The sequence below is a fragment of the Nocardia sp. NPDC004260 genome (genome assembly GCF_053603155.1).
Genome location: NZ_JBSGEZ010000042.1, coordinates 42,617 through 64,257, shown reverse-complemented (window position 1 = coordinate 64,257; position 21,641 = coordinate 42,617). Strand labels below are relative to the sequence as shown.

The window sequence follows — 21,641 nt, the reverse complement described above, 5'->3', positions numbered from 1 at the left end:
CGTGGCGAACAACTCGCCCGATGCGAAGAATACGCGGAGGGTCCGAGCGACCCGACAGGGCCGCCACCGGCCACCTCTACACTGAACCGGTGACTTTCGACAACGTGCGGGGCGGCTCGACCCCTGGCCGGGCGTCCCGGACGCACCCGAACGTCTCCGCCACACCGTCGGTCGTGGAGAGTCTGCGGGCGCACGCGGGGCACGCGGTGCCGTTCTCCGTGGAGTTCAATCCGCCGCGCGACGCCGCCGCCGAAGCGCGGCTGTGGCGCGCCGTCCGGCAGTTCGAGTGCATGCACCCCGCGTTCGTATCGATGACCTACGGCGCGGGCGGTTCCACTCGCGACCGCACGGTCCGCGTGACCGGGCAGCTGGCGCAGGAGACGACCCTGCTGCCGGTCGCGCACCTGACCGCGGTGGAGCACAGCGTCGCGGAGCTGCGCTCGCTGGTCGGCGCGTACGCCGACTCGGGCATCCGCAACATCCTGGTGCTGCGCGGCGACCCGCCCGGTGACCCGCTCGGCGAGTGGCACAAGCATCCCGACGGCGTCTCCTACGCCGAGGAGCTGGTGCGCATCGTGCGCGACCTCGGCGATTTCCACGTCGGCGTGGCATCCTTCCCGCAGGGCCACCACCGCTCGCCGGACCTGGCGACCGACACCGCGTTCCTGGCCGCGAAACTGCGTGCGGGAGCGGAGTATTCGATCACCCAGATGTTCTTCGACGTCGAGCACTATCTGCGTCTGCGCGACCGCCTCGTCGCGCTGGACCCGATCGAGGGCGCGAAGCCGATCATTCCGGAGCTGATGCCCATCACGTCGCTGCGCACGGTGCAGCGCGCCGAGGAGCTGTGTGGCAGGCCGCTGCCCGCCGCCGTGCTGGACCGGCTGCGCAAGGCGGCGGGCGACGACGGTGCGGAGAACGCCGCGGCGGTGCGAGCGGCGGGCATCGAGATCGCCACCGAGATCGCCCAGCGGCTGATCGACGAGGGCGCGCCCTGCCTGCACTTCATCACGCTGAATTTCGCCAAGGCGACCAGCGAGGTACTGACCAACCTCGGTTACGGCGTCACGGCTACTCCGGTCAGCGCCTGACCGCGCACGGGGTCCTCTGATCACGGCGCGTCGAGCCGGCGGTGTTCAGCGGTGCGTACGGGCGGTCGTCCGGAACCCATGTCGAGTCGGACGGCCGATCACCGGTCGGGCGGTCGTCCGGGACGTGCGCGTCGAGCCGAGTCGGCGACCACCGGTCGAGCGGTCATCCGGGACGTGCGACGGGCCGAATCGGCGTTCAGCGGTAGCGCGCGGCGCTCCGGTGCCGGTGCGGCCGGGCCGGACGCCGATCGACGGAACCCAGGCGAGATGATCCCGGAGTCTGCCGGTGCGCACGAGGACGCACCGGCAGGGCCCCGGTCAGGCGGCGCGAGCCGCGCGCAGTCCCCATGCCTCGGCGAGCAGCCGATACGATTCCAGGCGATCGGCGTGCTGATGAGTGATCGTGGTGACGAGCAACTCGTCCGCCCCGCTGACGCGTCGCAGCGCGGCGAGCCGTTCCGCGACTGTGCCGGGTGATCCCACGAACTGGGTGGCCAGGCGGTCGTCGACCAGACGCCGCTGCTCCGCGGTGAGCGGCGCGACGGTCGCCGGATCGGGATAGTCGGCCGCGCCCGACCCGCTGCGGATGCTGTGCACCCAGTGGCCGTAACTGGCGGCCAGCCGCTGTGCGGTCGCGTCGTCCTCGGCCACGACCACGTCCGCGGAGATCACCACGTACGGCTCGGCCAAGTCGGCGGACGGGCGGAACGCCGCGCGATACGCCTCGATCGCGTCCAGCGCGGTGCCCGGCGAGACGTGATAGGCCGCGGCGAACGGCAGCCCCAGCCGCCCGGCCAGCTCCGCGCTCTCGCCGCCGGTACTGCCGAACAGCCACAGCCGCACCTGTGCGTTCTCACCGGGAACAGCGTGCAGCGCAACGCCTTCCGGGCTGACGAAACTACCGGCCAACAGGGCGCGCACCTCGCCGATCTGCTCGGCGAAATCCAGCGGCTCCGCGCCGCGCTGCTGCAACGCGCCCACCGAGGCGATGAACCTCGACCGGTCCAGGATGCGGCCCGGGTCGAACGGCGGCGGAACGACCACGCCGTCGCGGATCTCGGTGCGCCCGGTCACCGCGTCGACCACCGGTTTACCGCCCTTGTTGCGCCCGGCTTCGGCCCCGAACTGGCTGCGCCGATGACCCGACCGGCCCAGCCCCAGGTCGAGCCGGCCCGGGTACAGCGCGTCGATCGTGCCGAACGCTTCCACGATCGAGGCCGAGGTGTGATGACCCACCTGCACGGCCGCCGAACCCACGCGGATGCGCTTGGTGGCCGCGGCGACCAAGCCGATCAGGGTGATCGAGGAGGAACTGGCCACCCTGACGAAGTGGTGCTCGGCCAGCCAGTACCGGTGGTAGCCCCACTGTTCGGCGTGCTGGGCCAGATCGACGGTGTTGCGCAGCGCCTGCTGCGCGGTGGAGCCCGCGCTGATCGGGGACAGGTCCAGGATCGATAGGGGAACGGACCCGCTCATGCCGCACGCCCCTGCCGCGGATCCTGCTCGCCCGCTTCGATGGCCACGCGCAGCCGGTTCTGCGCGGGCGCCACCGGGCAGGTCGCGAAATCGGTGAAGGCGCAGGGCAGATTCGCCGCGCGGTTGAAGTCCAGCACCACCGTGCCGTCCGCCTCCGGTGCGCCCACGGTCAGTGACCGCGCGGCCGGGTAGGTCGTCACACCGCTGGTCGCGTCGGTGAACAGCACGCGCAGGTCGTTCCGGTCGCCGAACGCGACGACCCGTTCGGTCACCTCGCCGACGCGGAATTCGATGGTGCCCGCGGCGCTGTGGTGGTGTTCGAGTCCCTCGATCACCGCGCCGGTGACCACGGTCCGCTGTTCCTCGAACGGGATGAACCGCCCGGAGAGCACCCAGCGTGGATCGGGTCGATAGGACGGGATGCCCTCGAAGGTGAGCAGGGCGGGGGAGGCCGGGTCGTGCACCCGGACGGCGTAGCGACCGGTGCGTCGGATCACCTCGATCACCCGGCGCTCCTGCCGGACGTGCAGTCCGGGCGCGCCTTCGGCGGGGGTGACGATCTGCACGCCGGCGATGCCGAGCCCGTCGTACTCCAGCCGGTCGGCGGGCTGGGCGGTGATGAACACCTTCTCGTCGGTGACCCACCAGGTGCCGGGGACATCCGGCAGCCGCTCGGGGCGGTCGGTGAGCCAGTGCAGCCCGGTCAAGCTGAGAAAGCCGAGCGGGTCGCGCAACTGGTCCTCGCGCGCGTGGTGCCAGCGCGCCCACTCGGTCTCGAAAACGCTGGTGATGCTGGTGGTCATGACGCTATGGCTCCTTCGTGGGCGGTGGTGCGACGGTGGGGATGGCGCAGGCCGAGGTGGTCGCGCAAGGTGGTTCCGGCGTACTCGGTGCGGAAGCTGCCGCGCTCCTGGAGTTCCGGGACGACCCGGTCGACGAACTCGTCGAGCCCGTGCGGGGTGAGGTGCGGGACGAGGATGAATCCGTCGGCGGCGTCGGATTGCACATAGGTGTCGATCTGCTCGGCGACCGACGCGGGCGTGCCGATGAACTGCTGGCGCGCGGTGACCTCGATGATCAGCTCCCGGATGCTGAGCCCGCCGGCTTCCGCCTTGGCCCGCCAAGCCTCGGCGACCGCGCGGGGATCCTTGGCGTGCCGCACGCGGCCGCGGGTGACGGTGACGTCGTCGGCGGGCTCGACGTCCGGCAGCGGGCCGTCCGGGTCGTAGCCGGAGAGGTCGCGGCCCCAGACCTGCTCGAGGAATGCGATCGCGGTCCGCGGACCGACCTGCTGCAGGCGGATGTGCCGGGCGCGCTCCTCGGCTTCGGCCTCGGTGTCTCCGAGGACGAAGGTGGCGGCCGGGAGGATCTTCAGCTCGTCGGGGGTGCGCCCGTATTTGGCCAGGCGGCCTTTGAGATCGGCGTAGAAACGCTGCCCGTCCGCCAGGGTGCCGTGGCCGGTGAAGATCGCGTCGGCCGTGGCCGCGCCGAATTCCCGGCCGTCGTCGGAGTCGCCCGCCTGCAGCAGCACCGGGTGGCCTTGCGGGCTCGGCGGGAGCACGAATCGGGCGGCGATGTCGAATTGCGTTCCGCGATGCCGGGTTTCCGGGATGTCGCGGGCGAACACCCCGGCCTCCCGATCGACGACCAGGGAGTCCGCGGCCCAACTGTCCCACAACGCCCGGGTCACGTCGACGGTCTCGGCCGCGCGGCGGTAGCGCTGCCCGTGCTCGAGATAGCCGCCGCGCCGGAAGTTCGCACCGGTGAACGCGTCGGAGGAGGTCACGACGTTCCAGGCCGCGCGCCCGCCGGAGAGGTGGTCGAGCGAGGCGAATTGCTTGGCCAGCTCGAACGGTTCGTTGTAGGTGCTGTTGATGGTGCCCGCGAGGCCCAGCTTCTCGGTCACCCCGGCCAGCGCGTTGAGCACGGTGAAGGTGTCCGGCCTGCCCACGACGTCCAGATCGTGGATGCGGCCGAGGTGTTCGCGCAGCCGCAGTCCTTCGGCGAGGAAGAAGAAGTCGAACAGGCCGCGCTCGGCGGTCCGCGCCAGATGCTCGAACGACGCGAAATCGATCTGGCTGCCCGACTCGGGATCGCTCCAGACGGTGGTGTTGTTCACGCCGGGGAAGTGGGCGGCGAGGTGGACGGGCTTGCGGGGCTTGTCGGTCACGACGGCGTGCCTTCCGTGCTGGTGGCGTAGCGGCTCGCCGGGCGGGGCAGGCCGAGGCGAGCGCGTAAAGTGCCTGCGGGCCGCGGCTTCCGGTCCAGCGCGGACAGCTGGCGCACGGCGGCGGGAAGCGCGAGGGGGCGCAGGACCACGCCGTCGGCGGCCTCGGCGGCGGCCACGTCCGCGAGCAGTTCACGCAGCGTCGCGGTGGTCCCGACGTGGCGAAGGGCGGCCGGCGCGGGGGTGCGGACCGGGTCGGCCCAGCTGTCCAAAGTGTGGACGTCCACGCGTGCCGTGTCCGCGGAGTCCGCCAGATGGATGTCCAGATCCAGCAGCACCTGCACGCTGTCGGGGTCGCGTCCCGCGGCCGTCAGCGCAGCACGCACTTCGGTGCGCCGCGCCCGCGCCGCGTCGATATCCGCCGCGCCGATCCGGATCAGGTCGGCGCGGCGCAGCACGACCTCGGTGTCGGCCGCGCCGTCGGCGCGCACAGCGACGATCGGCTGACCCTGGGGCGAGCGCGGAGTGATCGATGGCCCCTTCACCGCGAAGTTGTCGCCGGTGAAGTCGATGTAGTGCAGTTTGTCCCGGTCGACGAAGCGGCCGGTGGCGGCGTCGCGGATCTCCGCGTCGTCCTCCCAGCTGTCCCACAGCCGGGTGACGACCTCGATCGCCTCGTCGGCCTCGTGCCACAGCGCGGACGCCTCCTGTGCCGGTTTGCGTCCGAACGCCAGCGCCTGCTCGTCTCCTTCGGACACTGTGACCTCCCAGCCCGCCCGGCCGAGCGTGGCGAAATCCAGGCTCTGGAACGCCTTCGCCAGATGGAACGGCTCGGTGTGGGTGACCGGCGCCTGCGGGATCAGGCCGACGCGATGAGTGGCGGCGGCGACGCGGGCGGCGATCGCGACAGCGTCGAGCCTGCCCCGGGTGGCGCCGGGGCCGCCGGGCTGCAAGCCGAACGAGTCGGGCAGGAACACCGCGTCGACGCCCAGCTGCTCAGCCGCGACGATCAGATCGACCCAGTACCGCCCGGTGAACAGATCTTCGGCGCGTGAGTCGGCACGCCGCCAGGACGCGGGGTGCGCGCCGGTCCCCGCCGCTTCGATGGCGAGGAAGAAGCCGGAATCCGTCATCAGGCCGTGCCCTCCGCGTCGATCTGCCGCCGCAGCGCCGGGTGCGTGCCCGCTCCGGCGACATCGGGGGCCGAGAACAACGCCTGCTGCCACAGCGCGGCGCGAATGCCGGGCGAGGAGCGGACGACGCGGCGGTCCCGCTCGGCGCGGACCGGTGCGCCCGCGTGTACCCGCGCGTTACCGGAGATCTCGGCGGCGCGCGGCGCGCGCAGCCGGGTGCGCCACCAGCGGGCCGGGTCGGCTTCGAAGACGGCGGGGTCGGCTGCGACGTCCGGCGCGGCGGCCGGTTCGGCGTCGGCGTCGGGCTTCCGGTTGAAGGCGGAGTACACCATCAGGGCGATCCTTTTCGGTCGGTGCCACCACGTGCTCGGCTTGTGGCCGGTGGTGGGCTCCGGTGAGCGGGGAGGGGTAATCGCGGAGGACGAGACGGCGGGTTCCCGGCGGCTGCGGCACGGAGCCCAGCTCGGCCGGTTCAGCACGCGGCTGTGGCGGTAGGTCGGACGCGGCATCAGGACACGCCTTTCGCCAGGGCGGGCGCCGGTATGGCCGACAACAGCTCACGGGTGTACTCGTGTCGCGGATCGCCGAAGATCTCGGCGGTGCGGCCGGATTCGACGATGCGGCCGTGCCGCAGCACCGCGACGTGATCGCTGATGCGGCGCACCACCGCCAGATCGTGCGAGATGAACAGGTAGCTCAGCGACAACTCGGCCTGCAGCCGGTCGAGCAATTCGAGGATCTGCGCCTGCACCGAGGCGTCCAGCGCGGAGACCGGTTCGTCGAGCACCAGCAGTTCCGGATGCAGCGCCAGCGCCCGGGCGATGGCGACGCGCTGACGCTGTCCTCCGGACAACTCGGCGGGCCTGCGCTGGGCGAAACCGGCCGGGAGCGCGACCTGCGCGAGCAGCTCCGCCACGCGGTCGCGGCGCTGCGCGCGGTTTCCGATGCCGAACGCGCGCAACGGTTCCTCGACGATCGCACCGACTCGCCAACGCGGATCCAGTGAGGCGTAGGGGTTCTGGTACACCACCTGAAAGCGTTTGCGCAGTGCGCGCAGCCGCGACCCGCGGGCCCGCGACAGCGACTGCCCGTCGAAGGTGACCTCGCCGCGGTCGGGTTCGGTGAGCCGCAGCGCGATCCGCGCGGTGGTGGACTTGCCCGATCCGGATTCGCCGACCAGCGAGAGGGTCTCGCCGCGCCCGAGTTCGAAACCGACCCCGGCCACCGCCGTCACGTTGTCGCCCCCGTGCGCCCGGAAGGTCTTGTGCACCTCGCGCAAGACCAGTAGCGGCTCGCCCGTCCTGGGCTTGGGCTCGCGGTAGCCGTCGGCGGGCGCGAGGCTGGGTGAGGCGGCGAGCAGGCGCTTGGTGTACGGGTGGTGCGGCGTGGCCAGCAGTTCGGCGGTGGCGCCGCTTTCCACCACCTCGCCGCCGTTGAGCACGACCAGCCGGTCCGCGCGTTCGGCGGCGACGGCCAGATCGTGGGTGATCAGCAGCACCGCCGTGCCGCGCGCCGCGATCTGCTCGGCGAGCCGATCCAGTACCCGGCGCGCGACCGTCGCGTCGAGCGCGCTGGTCGGCTCGTCGGCGATGACCAGGTCCGGTGCGCAGGCCAGCGCCGAGGCGATCAGCACCCGCTGGCGCTGCCCGCCGGAAAGCTCGTGCGGGTACTGGGTGGCCCGTAGTTCGGGCCGGTCCAGTCCGGCGTCGGTCAGCAGCTCGATCGCCCGCGCCCGTGCCGCTTTGCGGTCGGCCAGTCCGTGTACCAGCAGCGATTCGGCCACTTGGTCGCCGATCCGCCGGACGGGGTTCAGCGACAGGCCGGGGTCCTGCGGGACGAAGCCGATGCGCGCTCCCCGCAGCCGCCGCAGCGCGCGTTCGGAGCCGGTGTCGACCACGGCGCCGTCGAAGGTCACGGTGCCACCCGCGATCTCGGCGTTCGCGCCGAGCAGGCCGATCACGGCGTGGGCGAGCGTGGACTTGCCGGAACCGGACTCGCCGACCAGCGCCACCACCTCGCCGCGGGCCACGGTGAGTGACACACCGTCGAGCGCGGTGACCGGGCCGGTGTCCGAGCGATAACGAACCCGCAGGTCCTCGACGTGCAGCAGTGGAGATGCCGGGGCGCTCACGCGCGTTCTCCCTTCCCGATCGCGCGGCCGAGGCGTTGCGCGGCGAGCACGACGGCGATGATGACGAGACCGGGCAGGGTGGTCATCCACCACGCGGTCGCGAGATAGTTGCGGCCCTCGGAGATCAGCGTGCCCCACTCCGGCGTGGGCGGCTTCGCGCCGTAGCCGAGGAAGCTCAGCGCCGACACGGCCAGCACCGCCATGCCGAATTCCACTGCGGCCAAGGCGAGTACGGGCTGGATGGAATTGGGCAGCACGTGCCTGGCCAGCACCGTGTACCAGCGCGCGCCCGCGGCGTGGGCGGCTTCCACGTACACCGCCTGGCGCACCCGCAGCACTTCCGATCGCATCACGCGGGCGAAGTTGGCCACCAGCGAAATGCCCACCGCCAGCGCCACGTTGCGGGTGCCGAAGCCGAGCGCGGTGACCAGCGCGAGCGACAGCAGCAGCGAGGGCACCGACAGCAGCACGTCGACCAGCCGCATGACGATGGCGTCCACCACGCCGCCGATCGCGCCGGACAACAGCCCGAGCAGCGCCCCGGCGACCAGCGCGATGCCCACCGCGGCCAGGGTGGCGGTCAGCGATAGCCCGGCGCCGTGCACCATCCGGGTGTACAGATCGCGCCCGAGATTGTCGGTGCCGAACCAGTGCCGAGCGCTGGGGCTCTGCAACTTCTGCGCGGGCACGCCGGTCAGCGGGTCGCCGCCGGCGAACACCGACGGCGCCAGCGCCCACCCCACGGCGAGCAGCGCGACGGCGCCCGCAACCAGCAATCCGGCGTTGCCGCGCAGAGTCTTCCACCGCACGGCGGGTCGCCGCAGACCGGTCAGCACCGCTGCGCGCTGTTCCTCGGTGACGTCAACCACGAGTCCGCACCCCCTCGGCGAGCGGTGCGCCGGGCACGAGCCCGGCGGTACGAATGACGGGAGCGGGGTCAGGCACGAACGATCGCCTCCTCGGCGGTGTCGGCGGCGGTCTGCTCGGACTCGCCGCGCACACCGCGAGAGCGGGCGGCGATGCGCGGGTCGAGCAGCGGATACAGCAGGTCCACCGCGAGATTCACACTGACGAACACCACCGAGGTGAGCAGCACGATGCCCTGCACCACCGGGATGTCCTGCGCCAGTACCGCGGTCTGGGTCAGCCGCCCGACGCCTTGGCGGGCGAAGACCGTCTCCACCACCACCGATCCGGCGAGCATGTTGCCGACCAGGACCCCCGCGATGGTGAACGCGGGCACACTGGCCGGGCGCAGCACGTGCGTGCGCCGCACCCACCAGCGCGACCCACCCTTGGCCAGGGCCACGTCGACGAACGGCTGACGCCAGGTCGTCTCCAACCCGGCGGTGAGCACTTGTGCGATGACCGCGCCGATCGGCAGGGCCAGGGTGAGTGCGGGCAGCACCGTGCCGGCGAAACCGTGTCCGCCGAATGCCGGAGCCAGCCGCAATTGGAACGAGAACACTTGCAGCAGGAGCAGTCCGGTCCAGAAGGTCGGCACCGAGACGCCGAGCGACGGCAGCGCGACCAAGGCGTTGCGCAGCCACGGCCGCTGGGTCTGGGTGGCCGTGAACGCCAGCGCGACGCCGCCCACGACCGCGAAGAGCAATGCGGTGCCGGTCAATTCGAGCGTGGCGGGTAGCGCGTCACCGATCGCGCCGGTGACCGGCTGCCCGGTCGCGATGGAATGCCCGAGGTCGCCGCGCACGGCGTGCCCGAGCGCGGTCCAATACTGTTCCCACAGCGGCCGATCCAGCCCGTAGCGGGCCTGCATCTCGGCGATGGCGGCCTTGTCCACCGGCGTGCCCGCGCCGCCGGCGTCGGCCGCGATCGAGATCGGGTCGGCGGGCAGCAGGTACAGCACAACGAACGACAGCGTGAACGCCGCCCACAGCACCCAGATCGCCTGCAGTGCCCGCAGGGCCAGATAGCGCGCCATGACTACCGTCCGCTCAGCCAGGTGTCGAAGAACTGCAATCGGGCGGAGGCTTCGAACTTCAGATCGCGCGTGTTCGCGCTCGCGCCGATCGCCTGGGACAGCTCGACGGTCGGGAGCTGCAGTCCGGCGTCGAGCACCTGTTCCTGCGCGGTGCGGATGAGCCCGTTGCGTGTCGCGGCGTCGACGGTGCTGACCTGCCCGTTCAGCGCGTCGTCCAACGCGGGGACGGGGCCGCGCGCGTTGAGATTGCGCCCTTCGAGGCCGAAGGTGGTGCGCAGAATGTCACCGTCGGCGCGGGTGGTGTTGCCGTAGAAGGAATCGAAATCCTTGCTGCTCTGGCGCGCCGTGGCCTCCGCCGAGGACACCAGGTCCAGCTTCAGCTCGACGCCGACCTGCCGCAACTGCTGCTGCACCAGTTCGAGGATCGCCTGGTTGCCCGCGAACACCTGGCTGAACAGCACCGAGAACGACAACCGCTCGCCGTTTTTCGCCCGGACGCCATCCGCGCCGGGCAGCCACCCGGCCTGATCCAGGAGCGTGCGCGACTTCGCCGGGTCGTAGGCCAGACGTGCGGAGAGGTCGGTGTAGCCGGGTGTGGTGCTGGCGAGTGTGCTGGTGGCGGGCTTGAACTGCGGGCCGAGCACCGTGTCGACCAGTTGCTTGCGATCGATGGCGGGCAGCAGGGCCCGGCGCACCGCCGGATCGCGCAACGGACCTCTGGTGACGTTGAGCTGCAAGCCGAACGGCACACCCGGGTTGGCGGTGCTGAGCACCCGGCCACCCGCCGCCTCGATCTGCGGAGCGTCCTGCGGCAGCGCGTCGCTGATCGCGTCCAGCTGCCCGGAGGCGAGACTGCCGGTGCGGACGCCGGATTCGGGCACCACGGTGAACTCGATCTTGTCCAGGTAGGCCTCGCCCCGATGGGCGAACACCGCCGAACCCCAGTGGTAGCCGGTCCGTTTGGCCAGCGTCACCGCGGCGTCCTGGCGGTAGGCCGCGTAGGTGAACGGTCCGCTGCCGATGTTGTCGCCGAGGCAGCGCTGCTCGGCAGGCTTGGCCGTGGTCACGTCGGCCAGGATGCCGAGCGCCGCGGTCGAGGACGCCTGCAGGAACGGTGCGTTGGGCTTGCTGAACTCGACCCGGGCGGTGAGCCGGTCCACGGCAGTGGTCCCGACGTAGCCGGTGAGGTAGCTGCTGCCCAGCGGCGCCTTGCCCGAGCCGATCTTCACGACCGAATCGAACGTGTTGCGCACCGATTCGGCGGTGAGCGGCGTGCCGTCGCTGAAGGTGACGCCGTCGACGAGGTGGAAGGTGAAGACTTTCGCGTCGGGGCTCGTCTCCCAGCTCTGCGCCAGCCACGGCTTCAGCTCGCCGGTGGCCGGGTCCTGGTCGGTCAGCGAATCCACGATTTGCCGGGCGACGTAGAGCGTCTGATTGGTGCCCGCCTGGGCGGGATCCGAGCAGGTCGGCGCCTGGGACAGGCCGTAGCGCAGTACACCGCCCCGCTGGGGCGGGCCCGCGTCGCCGCCGGGCGCGGCCGAATCACTGCCGCAGGCGGCCACGGTGGTGGCCGCGGCGAGCGCGCCGGCCAGCGCGACGATTCGGTGACGGGTTCGGATCACGGGGCAACTCCAGATACTTCGGGTCGGGCGAGTTCCTCGCCCTGGTCGGGGTCGGCGTCGGCGACACCGGTCGCCAACGGTCGGCTGGGAATGCGGCGGCGCAATTCGGGCGCCACCTCGGCCTGGAACAGCTCGAGGCCGTCCAGGTACTGCCGCTCGGGGCGGCCGTCGCGTTCTGCGGACAGGTGGATCACCTCGTGGCCGAGGTGCTCGTGCTGGCGGCCGACCTCGTCGATCACCTGCTCCGGGCTGCCGATCAGCGCCGAACTGCGGGCCACGTAGTCGTCGAGGGTCTCGAACACCACCGGCAGCCCGCGTTCGCGCGCCAGCGCCAGCCGCGCTTCGAAGATCGGCGCGTAGGCCGCGAGCGCCTCCTGCGAGGTGCGCGACACCTGGAATCCGGCGGTGCCCGCGCCGACCAGCGCGTCGGCGGGGTCGTGGCCGTGGAACGTCCAGCGTTCCCGGTAGTGGCGCACCAGCTCGGCATACGGCTCGATCGGGTTGGTGACGTTCGCCGAGAACAGCGGATCACCGTGGCGCGCGGCCAGTTCCACCGATTCGCGGCTGGTGGCGCTGCCGTGCCAGATCCGGATCTTCGGCTGCCACGGCCGCGGCAATGCTTTGGCCTCGCGCAGCGGCGGCCGAAAGCGCCCCGACCAGGTCACGTTGTCACCGGCCCACAGGGCGCGGAACAGTTCGTAGCCTTCGCGATTGCGGTCCCACTGGTCGTCGGGCGTGACGTGGTACAGCTGCGCCTGTGCGGCGCCGTTGCCCTTGCCGATGATCAGCTCGAGCCGCCCGCCGGACAGGTTGTCCAGCGTGGAGTAGTCCTCGAAAGCGCGCACCGGGTCCAGCAGGCTCAGCGTGGTCACCGCGGTGAACAGCGTGATCCGCGAGGTGAGGGCAGCCAGGTGGGACAAGATGACCGGCGGCGCGGCGGACAGGAACGGATCCTCGTGCCGCTCCCCGACGGCGAACCCGTCGTAACCCAGTTCCTCGGCCAGCCGCGCCTGGCCGACGACGTCGCGCAGGCGTTCCCGGGTGCCGGGCAGGCGGCCGGTCCGCGGATCGGGTACCCGGGTGACCAAGGTGAACAGCAGGAACTTCACGCGATCGCTCCCAGCACGGGCAGCCGCTTCTCGAAGGGATGCGGCCCGATCTGCTCCGCGGGCAGGTCCGGGTCGTAGAGCGCGCGGTAACCGGCGGCGAGATAGAGGGCGACCGCTTCGGGCTGACGCGGTCCGGTGGTCAGGTAGATCCGCCGGTAGCCGCGGCGCGCGATCTCGGCTTCCAGCTGCTCGAGTACGAACAGCCCGAGCCCTTGCCTGCGGTGCTCCCGCGAGGTCCAGATCCGCTTCAGCTCCGCGGTGTGCGCGTCGTAGCGCTGGAACGCGCCGCCCGCCACCACTTCTCCGTCGCGGGTGACGACCAGCAGCGCGCCGTGCGGCGGCGCGAACGCGGTGGCGGAGTGCTCGCGCAACGAGGCGTGCACCTCGCCGGGCGTGCGACCGTAGCGGCTGCTGTACTCGAGGGCGAGTTCGGCCAGCAGGGGCGCGGCCAGGGGGTCGTCCTGGGCGACCCGGTGCACGCGCAGCGTCGGGGTCGAGAGCGGTTGTGTCATCGGCTCAGCGCTTCTTCGGCAGGCCGGGCGGGTTGATCCGCGATTCGGCGACCTTCTCGCTCTGCAGGCCCCAACGGTCGATCACCTGCTGATATGTGCCGTGCTCGATGGCGTAGGCGAGCGCGTGCTGCACGGCGGTGATCAGCCCGCTGTCCTTCTTGGTGAGCACGGCGATCTCGCCTTGCAGCGCGTCGCCCGCACCGGAGAAGGTGCCCACGATCCTGGTCTGCTTCGCGGTGGCCGCGTGGTAGATCGCCGTCGGGTTCGGGCCGAGGTAGCCGTCGAGCCGCTGCGAGGCCAGCGCCAGGTAGTAGTCGGTGGTCTGCTGGAAGTAGGCGATGTCGATCGGGGGCAAGCCCTCGGCCCGGTTCTGCTCGTTCCACTTCACCAGCAGCTGCTCCTGGTTGGTGCCGCTGCCGACGCCGATCCGCTTGCCCGCCAGGCTCGTCCGATCCTTGTATTCCAGCTTGCTCTGGATCGGCACCTCCAGCGCGACATTGTCCTTGCGGTAGGTCGCGAAGTCGTACTTCTCCTTGCGTTCCTCGGTGACGGTGACGTTGGAGATGAACGCGTCCACCTCACCGGAGTCCACCCGCACGAAGTTCTGCGACCAATCGGCCACCTGCGCATCGAGTTTCAGGCCGAGGATGTCGGCGACCAGCGAGGCGAAGTCGATCTCCGAGCCGACCACCGTCCTGTCGTCGGTGGCGTAGAACCGCAGCGGCGGCGCTGCCCCGGACGTGCCGGTCACGACCAGCGTGCCGCGGTCGCGGATCGCCTTCGGCACCTCGGCGGCGATGGCATCGACCTTGGCGGTGCGAACGCGGCCGGACTGGGCGGGGGAGAGGTCGAAGGTGACCGAACCGGCGGGCTGCGCGGCGCTGTCCGCCTCGGGGTCGGTGCAGCCGGTGGCCAGCAGCACGACCGCGGTCGCGGCGGCGGTGACCAGGGCGGAGAACTTCATCGGATACCTGTTCGTCAACGGACTCGGGAAAGGAACGCGCGAGTGCGCGGGTGTTCGGGATGGTCGAGAACGACCGAGGGCGGGCCCTGCTCGACGATGACGCCCTCGTCGAGGAACACCACGGTGTCGGCGACCTCACGGGCGAAGCCGATCTCGTGGGTGACGATCACCAGCGCGGTGCCGCCGTGCGCCAGATCGCGGATCACGTCGAGCACTTCGCCGACCAGTTCCGGGTCCAGCGCGGAGGTCGGCTCGTCGAACAGGATCACGCGCGGGCGCAGCGCCAGCGCGCGAGCGATCGCCACCCGCTGCTGCTGCCCGCCCGACAGCCTGCGCGGATACGCGTCCGCCAGGTGTCCGATGCCGACCCGATCCAGCAGCAGGCGTGCCTCGCGCTCCACCTCGGTCCGGTCGCGCCGCTGCGCGGACAGCGGTGCGAGCGTGACGTTGTCGAGCACGGTCAGGTGCGGAAACAGATTGAACTGCTGGAAGACGAAGCCGATCCGGGAGCGCTGCTTGCGCACCGCGTGGTCGGGCAGCGCGTGCAAGCGGTCGCGGCGCAGCCGATATCCGATCAGCTCGCCGTCGATGTGCACGGTGCCCGCGTCCAGCGTCTCCAGATGGTTCACCACGCGCAGCAGGGTCGACTTGCCCGACCCGGATGGGCCGATCACGGCCACCACCTCGCCGGATCGCACGGTGAGATCGATGCCGCGCAACACTTCGTGCGAGCCGAAGGATTTCCGGACGCCGCGGACCTGCACGGCGAGTGTGGCGCTCATCGGGTCGCTCCGCGCGGTGCGGCGGGCCCGGCCTCGGCGACCTCGCGCAGCTTCCGCCACGCGCGTTGCAGCGGCGTCGGCGGCGGCGTGCGGTGCGCGCCCTTGGCGTAGTGGCGTTCGATGTAGTACTGCGCCACCGAGAGCGCCGTGGTGAGCACGATGTACCAGACCGTCGCGACCATCAGCAGCGGCACCACCCGTCCGTTGCGCCCGTAGATGACCTGGACCTGGTAGAACAGCTCGGCGATCGCCATCACCGACACGATCGAGGTGCCCTTGAACAGGCTGATCACCTCGTTGGCCGCGTTCGGCAGGATCGAGCGCATCGCCTGCGGCGCCACCACCGTGCGGAATTGCCGCAGCCGTGGAATCCCCAAGGCGGCGGCGGCTTCCAGCTGACCCGCGTCCACCGAGATGAAACCGGCCCGGATGATCTCGGCCGAATACGCCGCCTGATGCAGCGCCAAGCCGATCACGGCGGCGGTGAAACCGCTGATCACCCCGTTCACCTCGAAGGTGAACAGCGCGGGCCCGAACGGGACGCCGACCGAGAGGGTCCGATACAGGTAGGCGATGTTGAACCAGAACAGCAGCTGCACGATCAGCGGAATCGAGCGGAATGCCCAGATGTAGACCCACGCGATCACCCGCAGCACCGGGTTGTTCGACAGCCGGGCGATCGCGAGCGCGGTGCCGAGCAGAAAGCCCAGCGCCGTGCCCCACGCGGTCAGCTCCAAGGTGACCCGCAGCGCCGACAGCACCGACTCGGCCGTGATGTACCGCGCGAACGTCGGCCAATCCCAGCCGGGATTGGTGGCCAGCCCGTGCACGAACTGGGCGAGCAGGATCAGCGCGACGGCACTGATCACCCAGCGCCAGGGATGCCGGGTCTTTGCGACGGTCGGCGTCGCGCCGGTCTCGGCGGGGGCCGGTGTTCCGGTCGGGTCCGGTTCGATCGGCGCGGCCGCCTCGGGGGCGGCGTCCGGCGCGGTGGACGCGCTCATGACGGGTCCTCGATGATCACTTCGGTTCCTCCATCGGTCCCGGCGGAAGCACCCGCACCCGGTGACCGGGGGGTTGCTGCGACGTCGACGAGCCAGGTCTCTCGGTCGCTCTGGATGGTTGGCGCCGACCCCCTGTCAACGGATGTCAGGGGCGAGCCGAATCATGATGCCCAGTAAGGGAAGCCTGGAACAAGAGAAGTAATCACCGTGAGCGTAGATCTTGTCGACGCCGATTCATCGGATCTTTGTAGTAACCGGGCGTGCGCTGCTCTGCCGACGGCGAGGTGAGTTTCGCCGCTTCGCCGATCCCGGGCGCGTGGCGCCGGACTGGGATGGTCCGATGCAGCATACGGCTATCGCCGACGCTGGGGAACGCCGGTGGGCTACGCGGAGGTCCGTTCCGGGCAAACGGGACTCGCCACGAAATTGCTGTGTGCAATACCGGCTGCTGATTGTGTTTGCCGGAGTACTGTCCCCCTCGATCGTTCCGCCGATGAGGAGGTTTCGTGAACATATTGCGCCGTCTGACCCAGTTGTCCGCTGTCGCGACCAGTTCGATCGCCTTCGTGCTCGCCGGGCCGGGGGCCGCGTTCGCGGCTCCGGATGCCACGATTCCCGCGTTCCCCGAGGACTCCGTGCCGATCGCCGCCCCCGGTGACCTGTTCGGCGCGTATCAAGCCGCGCTCGACGCGTTGCGCGCGCTCGGTATCCAGCCGTTCGCGTACCCGAGCGCGTCGGCGTTCTGCCTCGACAACACCACGGCCGGTCTGGCGCCCGCCGTGGCAGGCGCCATTCCGGGGCCGTGGCCGAAGACCACTGTCCAGATTCCCGGCCAGGACCTCAGCGCCGTCAAGGCCGGGCAGGCCATGTTCACCTTCGTGCCCTACGGGCTCGGTCCGGACGGCCCGAATACCGCGGGAATGCAGGTGAGCTGGCTGAATTTGAATACCGGCCGCAGCGGCACGGCCGCCATGGGGCCGCTGCCAGAGGTCGCGCGTTCGATGGTTCCCGCGGCCGTTCCGCCGGACCAGCGGCCCGTGGCCGAGCAGGCGATCCGGGACTTCCTCGTCGCGTCCCTCCCGATGGGCGGGGTGCGCGCGGTCCCGGTGGACACCGGGAAGGGCACCGTGCTCGCCGCGATGTTCGGCACGGTGCAGAACGGCGCCAAGTCATGCTTCTTCCTGCCGACGGTGGGAATCACCCCGGTGCCGTGAGATTCCGTCACCGCGGCACGGTCGCTCAGGGCAGCGGCCGACCTTTCCAGCGCGCCGTGCCGCGGCGACGGGCCAGGTGTGACCGCACCCACAAAAGCAGATACACCGCCACCGATACCGGGTGCGCGACGGCGGCAGACAGATCCGAAGGTTTCAGCGGGCCCCCGGTTTCGGTCGAGCGGGCCAGCAGTCGCCCGGCGACGGCGGCGAGCCAGCCGATCAGGCCCGCCCGGCGGTGCGCCCCGCGGCCGAACACCGCCACTGCGGGCGGCAGCCAATAGGCAAGGGCGGCAACCAGTCCCACCGCCGCTCCACCCGTTATCGTGCCGTCGTAGGCCGACCAGAGCCAGCGGGAGTAGCCCGCGTCCAATTCCGCGGCGTCGCGATACATCCTGGTGCGGGCCAGCGGTCCCGCGGCCACCAGAACCGTGGAGTGACCGGCTCGACGCAGCGTACGGGCGATGTCGAGGTCCTCGGTGACGCTTCCGGCCACCGCCGTGTGGCCGCCCACCGACCGGTACGCGGCGTTGTCGAACACGAGGAACTGCCCGCACGCCACCGCCGTGGCGGGCCGAAGGCTCCGGTCGGCCGCGGTGACCGGCAGCGTCGAGGCCCACGACCAGCACAGCAGGGGCTGCACCAGCGCCTCCGCCACCGAGCCTGCCACTTGCAGGGGCCACGGGGAGACCAACGCGGCGCGTCGTCCGCGCAGCGCGCCGACCGCTGCCGCGAGCGCCGTCGGGGCCAGTCGCACGTCGGCGTCCAAGAAGATCAGCACCGGCGTCGACACCTCCTCGGCCAGCCGGACGCAGGCGGCGGCTTTTCCGGTCCAGCCGGGGACCGGGTCGGACTCGCTGCGCAGCAGCGTGAAACGCGGGTCGCCGTCGATCGCCGCGCGGGCCGCGGCGCCGGTGTCGTCGGTGGACCCGTCGTCGAGGATGCGTACCGCCATGCGCGGCACGCCCACCTGGGCGCGCAGGTCGCCGATCAGCTCGGGTAGCCGGTCGGCCTCGTCGCGCGCCGGGATACAGACGGTGACCGGTTCGATCACCGTCGTCGGGGTGTTCGTCAACCGCCGCACGGTGATCCGGTTGTACAGCGCGAGGCCCGCGCCGAGCGCGGCGACCGCGGCGGCGAAGGAAGGCAGGATCGAGTTCGCGCGCAACGTCTTCGGCAGGTCGGCACTCACCATGCGGGCCACGCTATCGCGGCACACCGACCTGTCGCTCAGCGATTCTGCGTCACCGAGCGCCACCAGCGGCTGAGAGAGAAGCCGACTTCCGGCGCGCCGGGCGCGGCGGGGTTGCGGTCCATGTACGCCATGGCCGCGACGATGGCGGCCACCGCGAGCGTGATGCCGCCCGCGATGCCCGCCCAGCCCGCGAACGAGCGGGTGTTCGGGTCGGCGTAACTGACCTCGGCGCGCAATGTGGAGACATCACCGGGCGGCAGCTTCCAGGAGACGACGTTGTCGCCCTCGCGGCTGCCGTTGGTCTTGGCGACGCGCGCCGGGAACGCGATGGTGAACTGCACGTCCGAACCGTGCGGCGGCACCGATTTCAGATCGACCCGCCCGCTCAGGCTGACCAGATCGCCGGTGCGCTGGAATTGCAACTGGAACATGCCCTGGGTCTGCTCGGACAGCCCGCCGAGCTGCTGCACCTCGCCGAACGACAGATCCTCGAAGAAGACCTGGCTGCCCGTATATCCGTCCTGGGCGTACGGCTCCACCCGCACCTTGGCGGCCAGCGTCTCGGGCGCCTTCAGCTGCGGACCCTTGTCCCCGGGGTCGGCGGGCACCACGGCGGCGACGATCCGTCCGGACACCCGGTCGTTGGACGAGACCCCCATCGAAACCTGGACCCGCAGGCACGCTGCGAGCATCGGGACCAGCATCGCCGCGAGCAGGACGACCGAAGCGGCACGCAGGGCACGGCGTGGGACCCGCCGCGGCGGACGATCCAAGGTTTCGAGCTTCGTGGTGACGGGACTCGGCTGCACGGGTGACATCGTGCCAGGCCGTCCGCCCGGAATGAAACGCGCCACTCATCGCGCGCGTCGGCGCGCCGAGTGCGGGGAATCACCCCGGGTCAGCGGCGCGCGCGAGCCAGGACGACGAGCAGGGGAACACCGAGCACACCCATACCGGCGAAACCGTATCCGGCCGACGGCAGGAGACCGAGGAACACCGCGTGGGCCAGCGCCGACCCCAGCCAGGTCCACAGGAAAAAGGCCACCGGTACGGCGACCGCGATCGCGCGGCCACCCGGTCGCGGGACCCGTACGGGATCCGGAGCCGCTCGCTCCCAGAGCGCCAGCAAGCAGCCCATCGCGAGCGCGACCGCGAACCAACCCAGGTAGTTGGTCACCGGAATCAGGTCCAGCCCGGGCAGTCCGGAGCGGGTGTCACACCAGGTCCACTGCCCGTCGGTCACCATCTGCGAATCCAGGAACAGATCCCAGCCCACCGCACCCACCGCCGTCGCCACGACCCGCGTGACCGTGCGCTGTGACAACAACCCGGCCACCACCCACACCGGATACATCCCGCCGGTCCAGGCCAGCGGGACGAGCAGCGGCACTGTGAGCAGAGCGGGCCCGAGCCGGTCGGTCGCGTACTCGTAGCAGCCGAACGGTATGCCGGTCGCGGTACCGATCACCTCGGCCGTGAGCCCGAGGCCGGAAACGATGATCAGGAAGCCGACGGCATAGCGGAACCCCCTGGTCGCGGTCGCGTGCGCCAGCGCGGCCGCGGCGGAGAGCAGCACGACCGCGACGGTGACACGGTCGCGCGCACCACCCGCGGCGAGTGGGTAACCGATCTGCGCGACGATCGTCAGCACGACCAAGGCGAGTGGCAGCAGAAAACTCGCCGAGCGGTATCGGGACCGTTCTGCCGCCTCGGGCGGCAGTTCGCCCGAATCCGTCATCGTCGCAGCCACCGCGACAACCTGGGCCGGTTCAGGTCGCGCAGCGCGAGTGCGGCGGCCGTCCGTCCGCTGGCGCCGGAGACGCCGCCGCCGGGATGGGTGGACGCGCCCGTCAGATACAGTCCCGGCGCGCCGGGCACCCGCTGCCCCGCCAGCTCGGGCAGCGGACGCCACAGCATCATCTGGTCCAGCGACATCTCCACGTGCATCACGTTGCCGCCGACGAGCCCGAGTTCGCGCTCCAGGTCCACGGGCGTCTGTACGTGTCTGCGCAGCACCGTTTCCGCGAAACCGGGCGCGTAGGAATCGACTTCGGCGATGATCCGGTCGCCTTCCCGCTGCGCGAGGCCGGCCCAGTCCGCCCCGGAGGCCGGTCGGTACGGGTGCCATTGCGCCCACAGCGATATCTGGTGCTCGCCGGGCGGCGCGATGGTCGGATCCACGGCGCTGAAGCTCATGGCCAGCACGACCGGTCGCGGCGGGAGGTCACCCGCCAGGGCCGCGCCGTGCGCACGACGCAACTGCGCGCGATCGGACACCAGAAATTGCAGGCCGCGGGCGGAGTGATCGATCGGACTGCCGGGATAACGGGGCAGCGCCGAAGCGGCGGCCCGCACCACCATCCCGATCCCGGGACCGACGCGGATGCGCGTGCGCCAGTCGTCGAGCACCGCGCCGTCGAAGCCGCCGTCGCGGAGCAGGTCCAGGGTGGTCAGCACGTGGCAGCCCGCGATCACGGTGCTCGCGCGCAACTCCCGGCCCGAGGCGGTGCGCACCCGCCAGCGGTCCCCATCGCGATGCAGGGCGGACACCGCGTCGCCCGCGGTCACCACCCCGCCGTCGGACCGCAGCCGCGCCACCAGCGCGGTGGTCAGCGCCCCGCTGCCGCCGACCGCTCGCCCCGGTGGCAGCGTGTGCATGAGCGCGGCGAAGCCGACCATCGGCGCCGTGCCCGGCTCCGACATCGGCGGCCCGGACTGCGCGCCGAACCAGGCCAGCGACGCCTTCAACCGTTCGTCCTCGAAGAACGCGTCCAACAGGGCGTCGCCGGATTGCAGGAACTCTCGCGAGAGTGCGCTGCCGCCGTTCTTCGCGTCCAGTCCCCAGAACGACCGCACCAGCCTGCCCGGCGTCGGTGCGCCGCCGAAGGCCCGCATCACCCTGGCGCTGCGCGGACTCCACACCCGGACGAACCGGCGGTAGGCGTCCGCGTCCCGCGGGCCGCAGGCCGCGGCGATGGAGGCGCAGGTCGCATCCAGGTCGCGATGGAACACCAGGGCGGGGCGATCCGCGTGCGCGGGCGTGAAACCCCATGGGTCGCAGTCGATGTACCGCAGGCCGAAACGGTCGAGGTCGAGGTCATCGACGATGCCGGTGTGGCGGATCATGATGTGCGCCGACGAGCCGCGATCGACCCGGTGGCCGGGGAACCGCTCGACCGTCGACACCGCTCCGCCGAGGACCTCGTCGCGTTCGAGCACTTCGACCTCGTGCCCGGCGCGGGCGAGGTAGCACGCGGCCACCAAGGCGTTGTGGCCCGAGCCGACGACGATCACCGTCACGT

General features: G+C 71.2%; 20 protein-coding genes and 1 riboswitch. Of the genes, 2 read left to right on the top strand and 18 right to left on the bottom strand.

Annotated elements, in window-relative coordinates; translation table 11 throughout:
* Positions 1–89: 89 nt before the first annotated feature.
* The gene (locus ACWEO7_RS23665; protein ID WP_379253070.1) at positions 90–1,091 is read left to right on the top strand and encodes a methylenetetrahydrofolate reductase; all 1,002 of its coding nucleotides are present in this window, start codon (positions 90–92) and stop codon (positions 1,089–1,091) included.
* Between the two features lie 318 nt (positions 1,092–1,409).
* Here ACWEO7_RS23665 and ACWEO7_RS23660 read toward each other — a convergent pair whose 3' ends face one another.
* The 14 genes from ACWEO7_RS23660 to ACWEO7_RS23595 all read right to left on the bottom strand — a co-directional run bounded on the left by ACWEO7_RS23660 (position 1,410) and on the right by ACWEO7_RS23595 (position 15,933).
* On the bottom strand, positions 1,410–2,567 hold the full coding sequence (locus tag ACWEO7_RS23660; RefSeq protein ID WP_452426159.1) for an LLM class flavin-dependent oxidoreductase: 1,158 nt from the start codon (positions 2,565–2,567) through the stop codon (positions 1,410–1,412).
* A complete protein-coding gene (locus ACWEO7_RS23655) occupies positions 2,564–3,370 on the bottom strand; it encodes a DUF1684 domain-containing protein (RefSeq protein ID WP_452426157.1) in 807 nt (268 codons plus the stop codon). Before ACWEO7_RS23655 ends, ACWEO7_RS23660 begins: the two co-directional genes overlap by 4 nt.
* Positions 3,367–4,737, bottom strand: coding sequence for an NtaA/DmoA family FMN-dependent monooxygenase (locus ACWEO7_RS23650; protein WP_452426155.1), 1,371 nt, complete (start codon positions 4,735–4,737; stop codon positions 3,367–3,369). Before ACWEO7_RS23650 ends, ACWEO7_RS23655 begins: the two co-directional genes overlap by 4 nt.
* Positions 4,734–5,867, bottom strand: coding sequence for an LLM class flavin-dependent oxidoreductase (locus ACWEO7_RS23645; protein ID WP_452426153.1), 1,134 nt, complete (start codon positions 5,865–5,867; stop codon positions 4,734–4,736). Before ACWEO7_RS23645 ends, ACWEO7_RS23650 begins: the two co-directional genes overlap by 4 nt.
* On the bottom strand, positions 5,867–6,199 hold the full coding sequence (locus tag ACWEO7_RS23640) for a hypothetical protein (RefSeq protein WP_452426151.1): 333 nt from the start codon (positions 6,197–6,199) through the stop codon (positions 5,867–5,869). Before ACWEO7_RS23640 ends, ACWEO7_RS23645 begins: the two co-directional genes overlap by 1 nt.
* A gap of 176 nt (positions 6,200–6,375) precedes the next feature.
* Entirely contained in the window at positions 6,376–7,998 is a 1,623-nt protein-coding gene (locus ACWEO7_RS23635) for a dipeptide ABC transporter ATP-binding protein (RefSeq protein WP_452426149.1), read from the bottom strand.
* Complete coding sequence (locus ACWEO7_RS23630; RefSeq protein WP_452426180.1) at positions 7,995–8,792, bottom strand: ABC transporter permease; 798 nt, start codon at positions 8,790–8,792, stop codon at positions 7,995–7,997. Before ACWEO7_RS23630 ends, ACWEO7_RS23635 begins: the two co-directional genes overlap by 4 nt.
* Before the next feature lie 143 nt (positions 8,793–8,935).
* Positions 8,936–9,940, bottom strand: a complete 1,005-nt coding sequence (locus ACWEO7_RS23625) for an ABC transporter permease (RefSeq protein WP_452426147.1) — start codon at positions 9,938–9,940, stop codon at positions 8,936–8,938.
* Positions 9,941–9,942: 2 nt separating this feature from the next.
* Positions 9,943–11,562, bottom strand: a complete 1,620-nt coding sequence (locus ACWEO7_RS23620) for an ABC transporter substrate-binding protein (RefSeq protein WP_452426145.1) — start codon at positions 11,560–11,562, stop codon at positions 9,943–9,945.
* Positions 11,559–12,671 carry an LLM class flavin-dependent oxidoreductase gene (locus ACWEO7_RS23615; RefSeq protein WP_452426143.1) on the bottom strand — a complete coding sequence of 371 codons (1,113 nt, stop codon included), beginning with the start codon at positions 12,669–12,671 and terminating at the stop codon, positions 11,559–11,561. The genes ACWEO7_RS23620 and ACWEO7_RS23615 overlap by 4 nt, the downstream gene beginning before the upstream one ends.
* Positions 12,668–13,183 (bottom strand): GNAT family N-acetyltransferase, encoded by a 516-nt coding sequence (locus ACWEO7_RS23610; RefSeq protein ID WP_452426141.1) that lies wholly within the window; start codon positions 13,181–13,183, stop codon positions 12,668–12,670. Before ACWEO7_RS23610 ends, ACWEO7_RS23615 begins: the two co-directional genes overlap by 4 nt.
* A gap of 4 nt (positions 13,184–13,187) precedes the next feature.
* Positions 13,188–14,147 (bottom strand): ABC transporter substrate-binding protein, encoded by a 960-nt coding sequence (locus tag ACWEO7_RS23605; protein ID WP_452426139.1) that lies wholly within the window; start codon positions 14,145–14,147, stop codon positions 13,188–13,190.
* Between the two features lie 14 nt (positions 14,148–14,161).
* Positions 14,162–14,929: an amino acid ABC transporter ATP-binding protein gene (locus ACWEO7_RS23600; RefSeq protein WP_452426137.1), complete on the bottom strand. Its 768-nt coding sequence runs from the start codon at positions 14,927–14,929 to the stop codon at positions 14,162–14,164.
* The gene (locus ACWEO7_RS23595) at positions 14,926–15,933 is read right to left on the bottom strand and encodes an amino acid ABC transporter permease (protein ID WP_452426135.1); all 1,008 of its coding nucleotides are present in this window, start codon (positions 15,931–15,933) and stop codon (positions 14,926–14,928) included. Before ACWEO7_RS23595 ends, ACWEO7_RS23600 begins: the two co-directional genes overlap by 4 nt.
* 27 nt (positions 15,934–15,960) lie before the next feature.
* Positions 15,961–16,054, bottom strand: a riboswitch (SAM riboswitch).
* A 385-nt stretch (positions 16,055–16,439) separates the two neighbouring features.
* On the opposite strand from ACWEO7_RS23595, the gene ACWEO7_RS23590 reads away from it, so the two are divergent.
* The gene (locus ACWEO7_RS23590; RefSeq protein ID WP_452426133.1) at positions 16,440–17,147 is read left to right on the top strand and encodes a hypothetical protein; all 708 of its coding nucleotides are present in this window, start codon (positions 16,440–16,442) and stop codon (positions 17,145–17,147) included.
* Between the two features lie 25 nt (positions 17,148–17,172).
* On the opposite strand, the gene ACWEO7_RS23585 is transcribed toward ACWEO7_RS23590, so the two are convergent.
* The 4 genes from ACWEO7_RS23585 to ACWEO7_RS23570 form a co-directional block, all read right to left on the bottom strand.
* The gene (locus ACWEO7_RS23585; protein ID WP_452426131.1) at positions 17,173–18,339 is read right to left on the bottom strand and encodes a glycosyltransferase; all 1,167 of its coding nucleotides are present in this window, start codon (positions 18,337–18,339) and stop codon (positions 17,173–17,175) included.
* Between the two features lie 35 nt (positions 18,340–18,374).
* Positions 18,375–19,157 (bottom strand): LppM family (lipo)protein, encoded by a 783-nt coding sequence (locus ACWEO7_RS23580; protein ID WP_450024558.1) that lies wholly within the window; start codon positions 19,155–19,157, stop codon positions 18,375–18,377.
* Between the two features lie 80 nt (positions 19,158–19,237).
* The gene (locus ACWEO7_RS23575) at positions 19,238–20,077 is read right to left on the bottom strand and encodes a carotenoid biosynthesis protein (protein ID WP_452426129.1); all 840 of its coding nucleotides are present in this window, start codon (positions 20,075–20,077) and stop codon (positions 19,238–19,240) included.
* Positions 20,074–21,639 carry a phytoene desaturase family protein gene (locus ACWEO7_RS23570; RefSeq protein WP_452426128.1) on the bottom strand — a complete coding sequence of 522 codons (1,566 nt, stop codon included), beginning with the start codon at positions 21,637–21,639 and terminating at the stop codon, positions 20,074–20,076. Before ACWEO7_RS23570 ends, ACWEO7_RS23575 begins: the two co-directional genes overlap by 4 nt.
* Between the last annotated feature and the right edge of the window lie 2 nt (positions 21,640–21,641).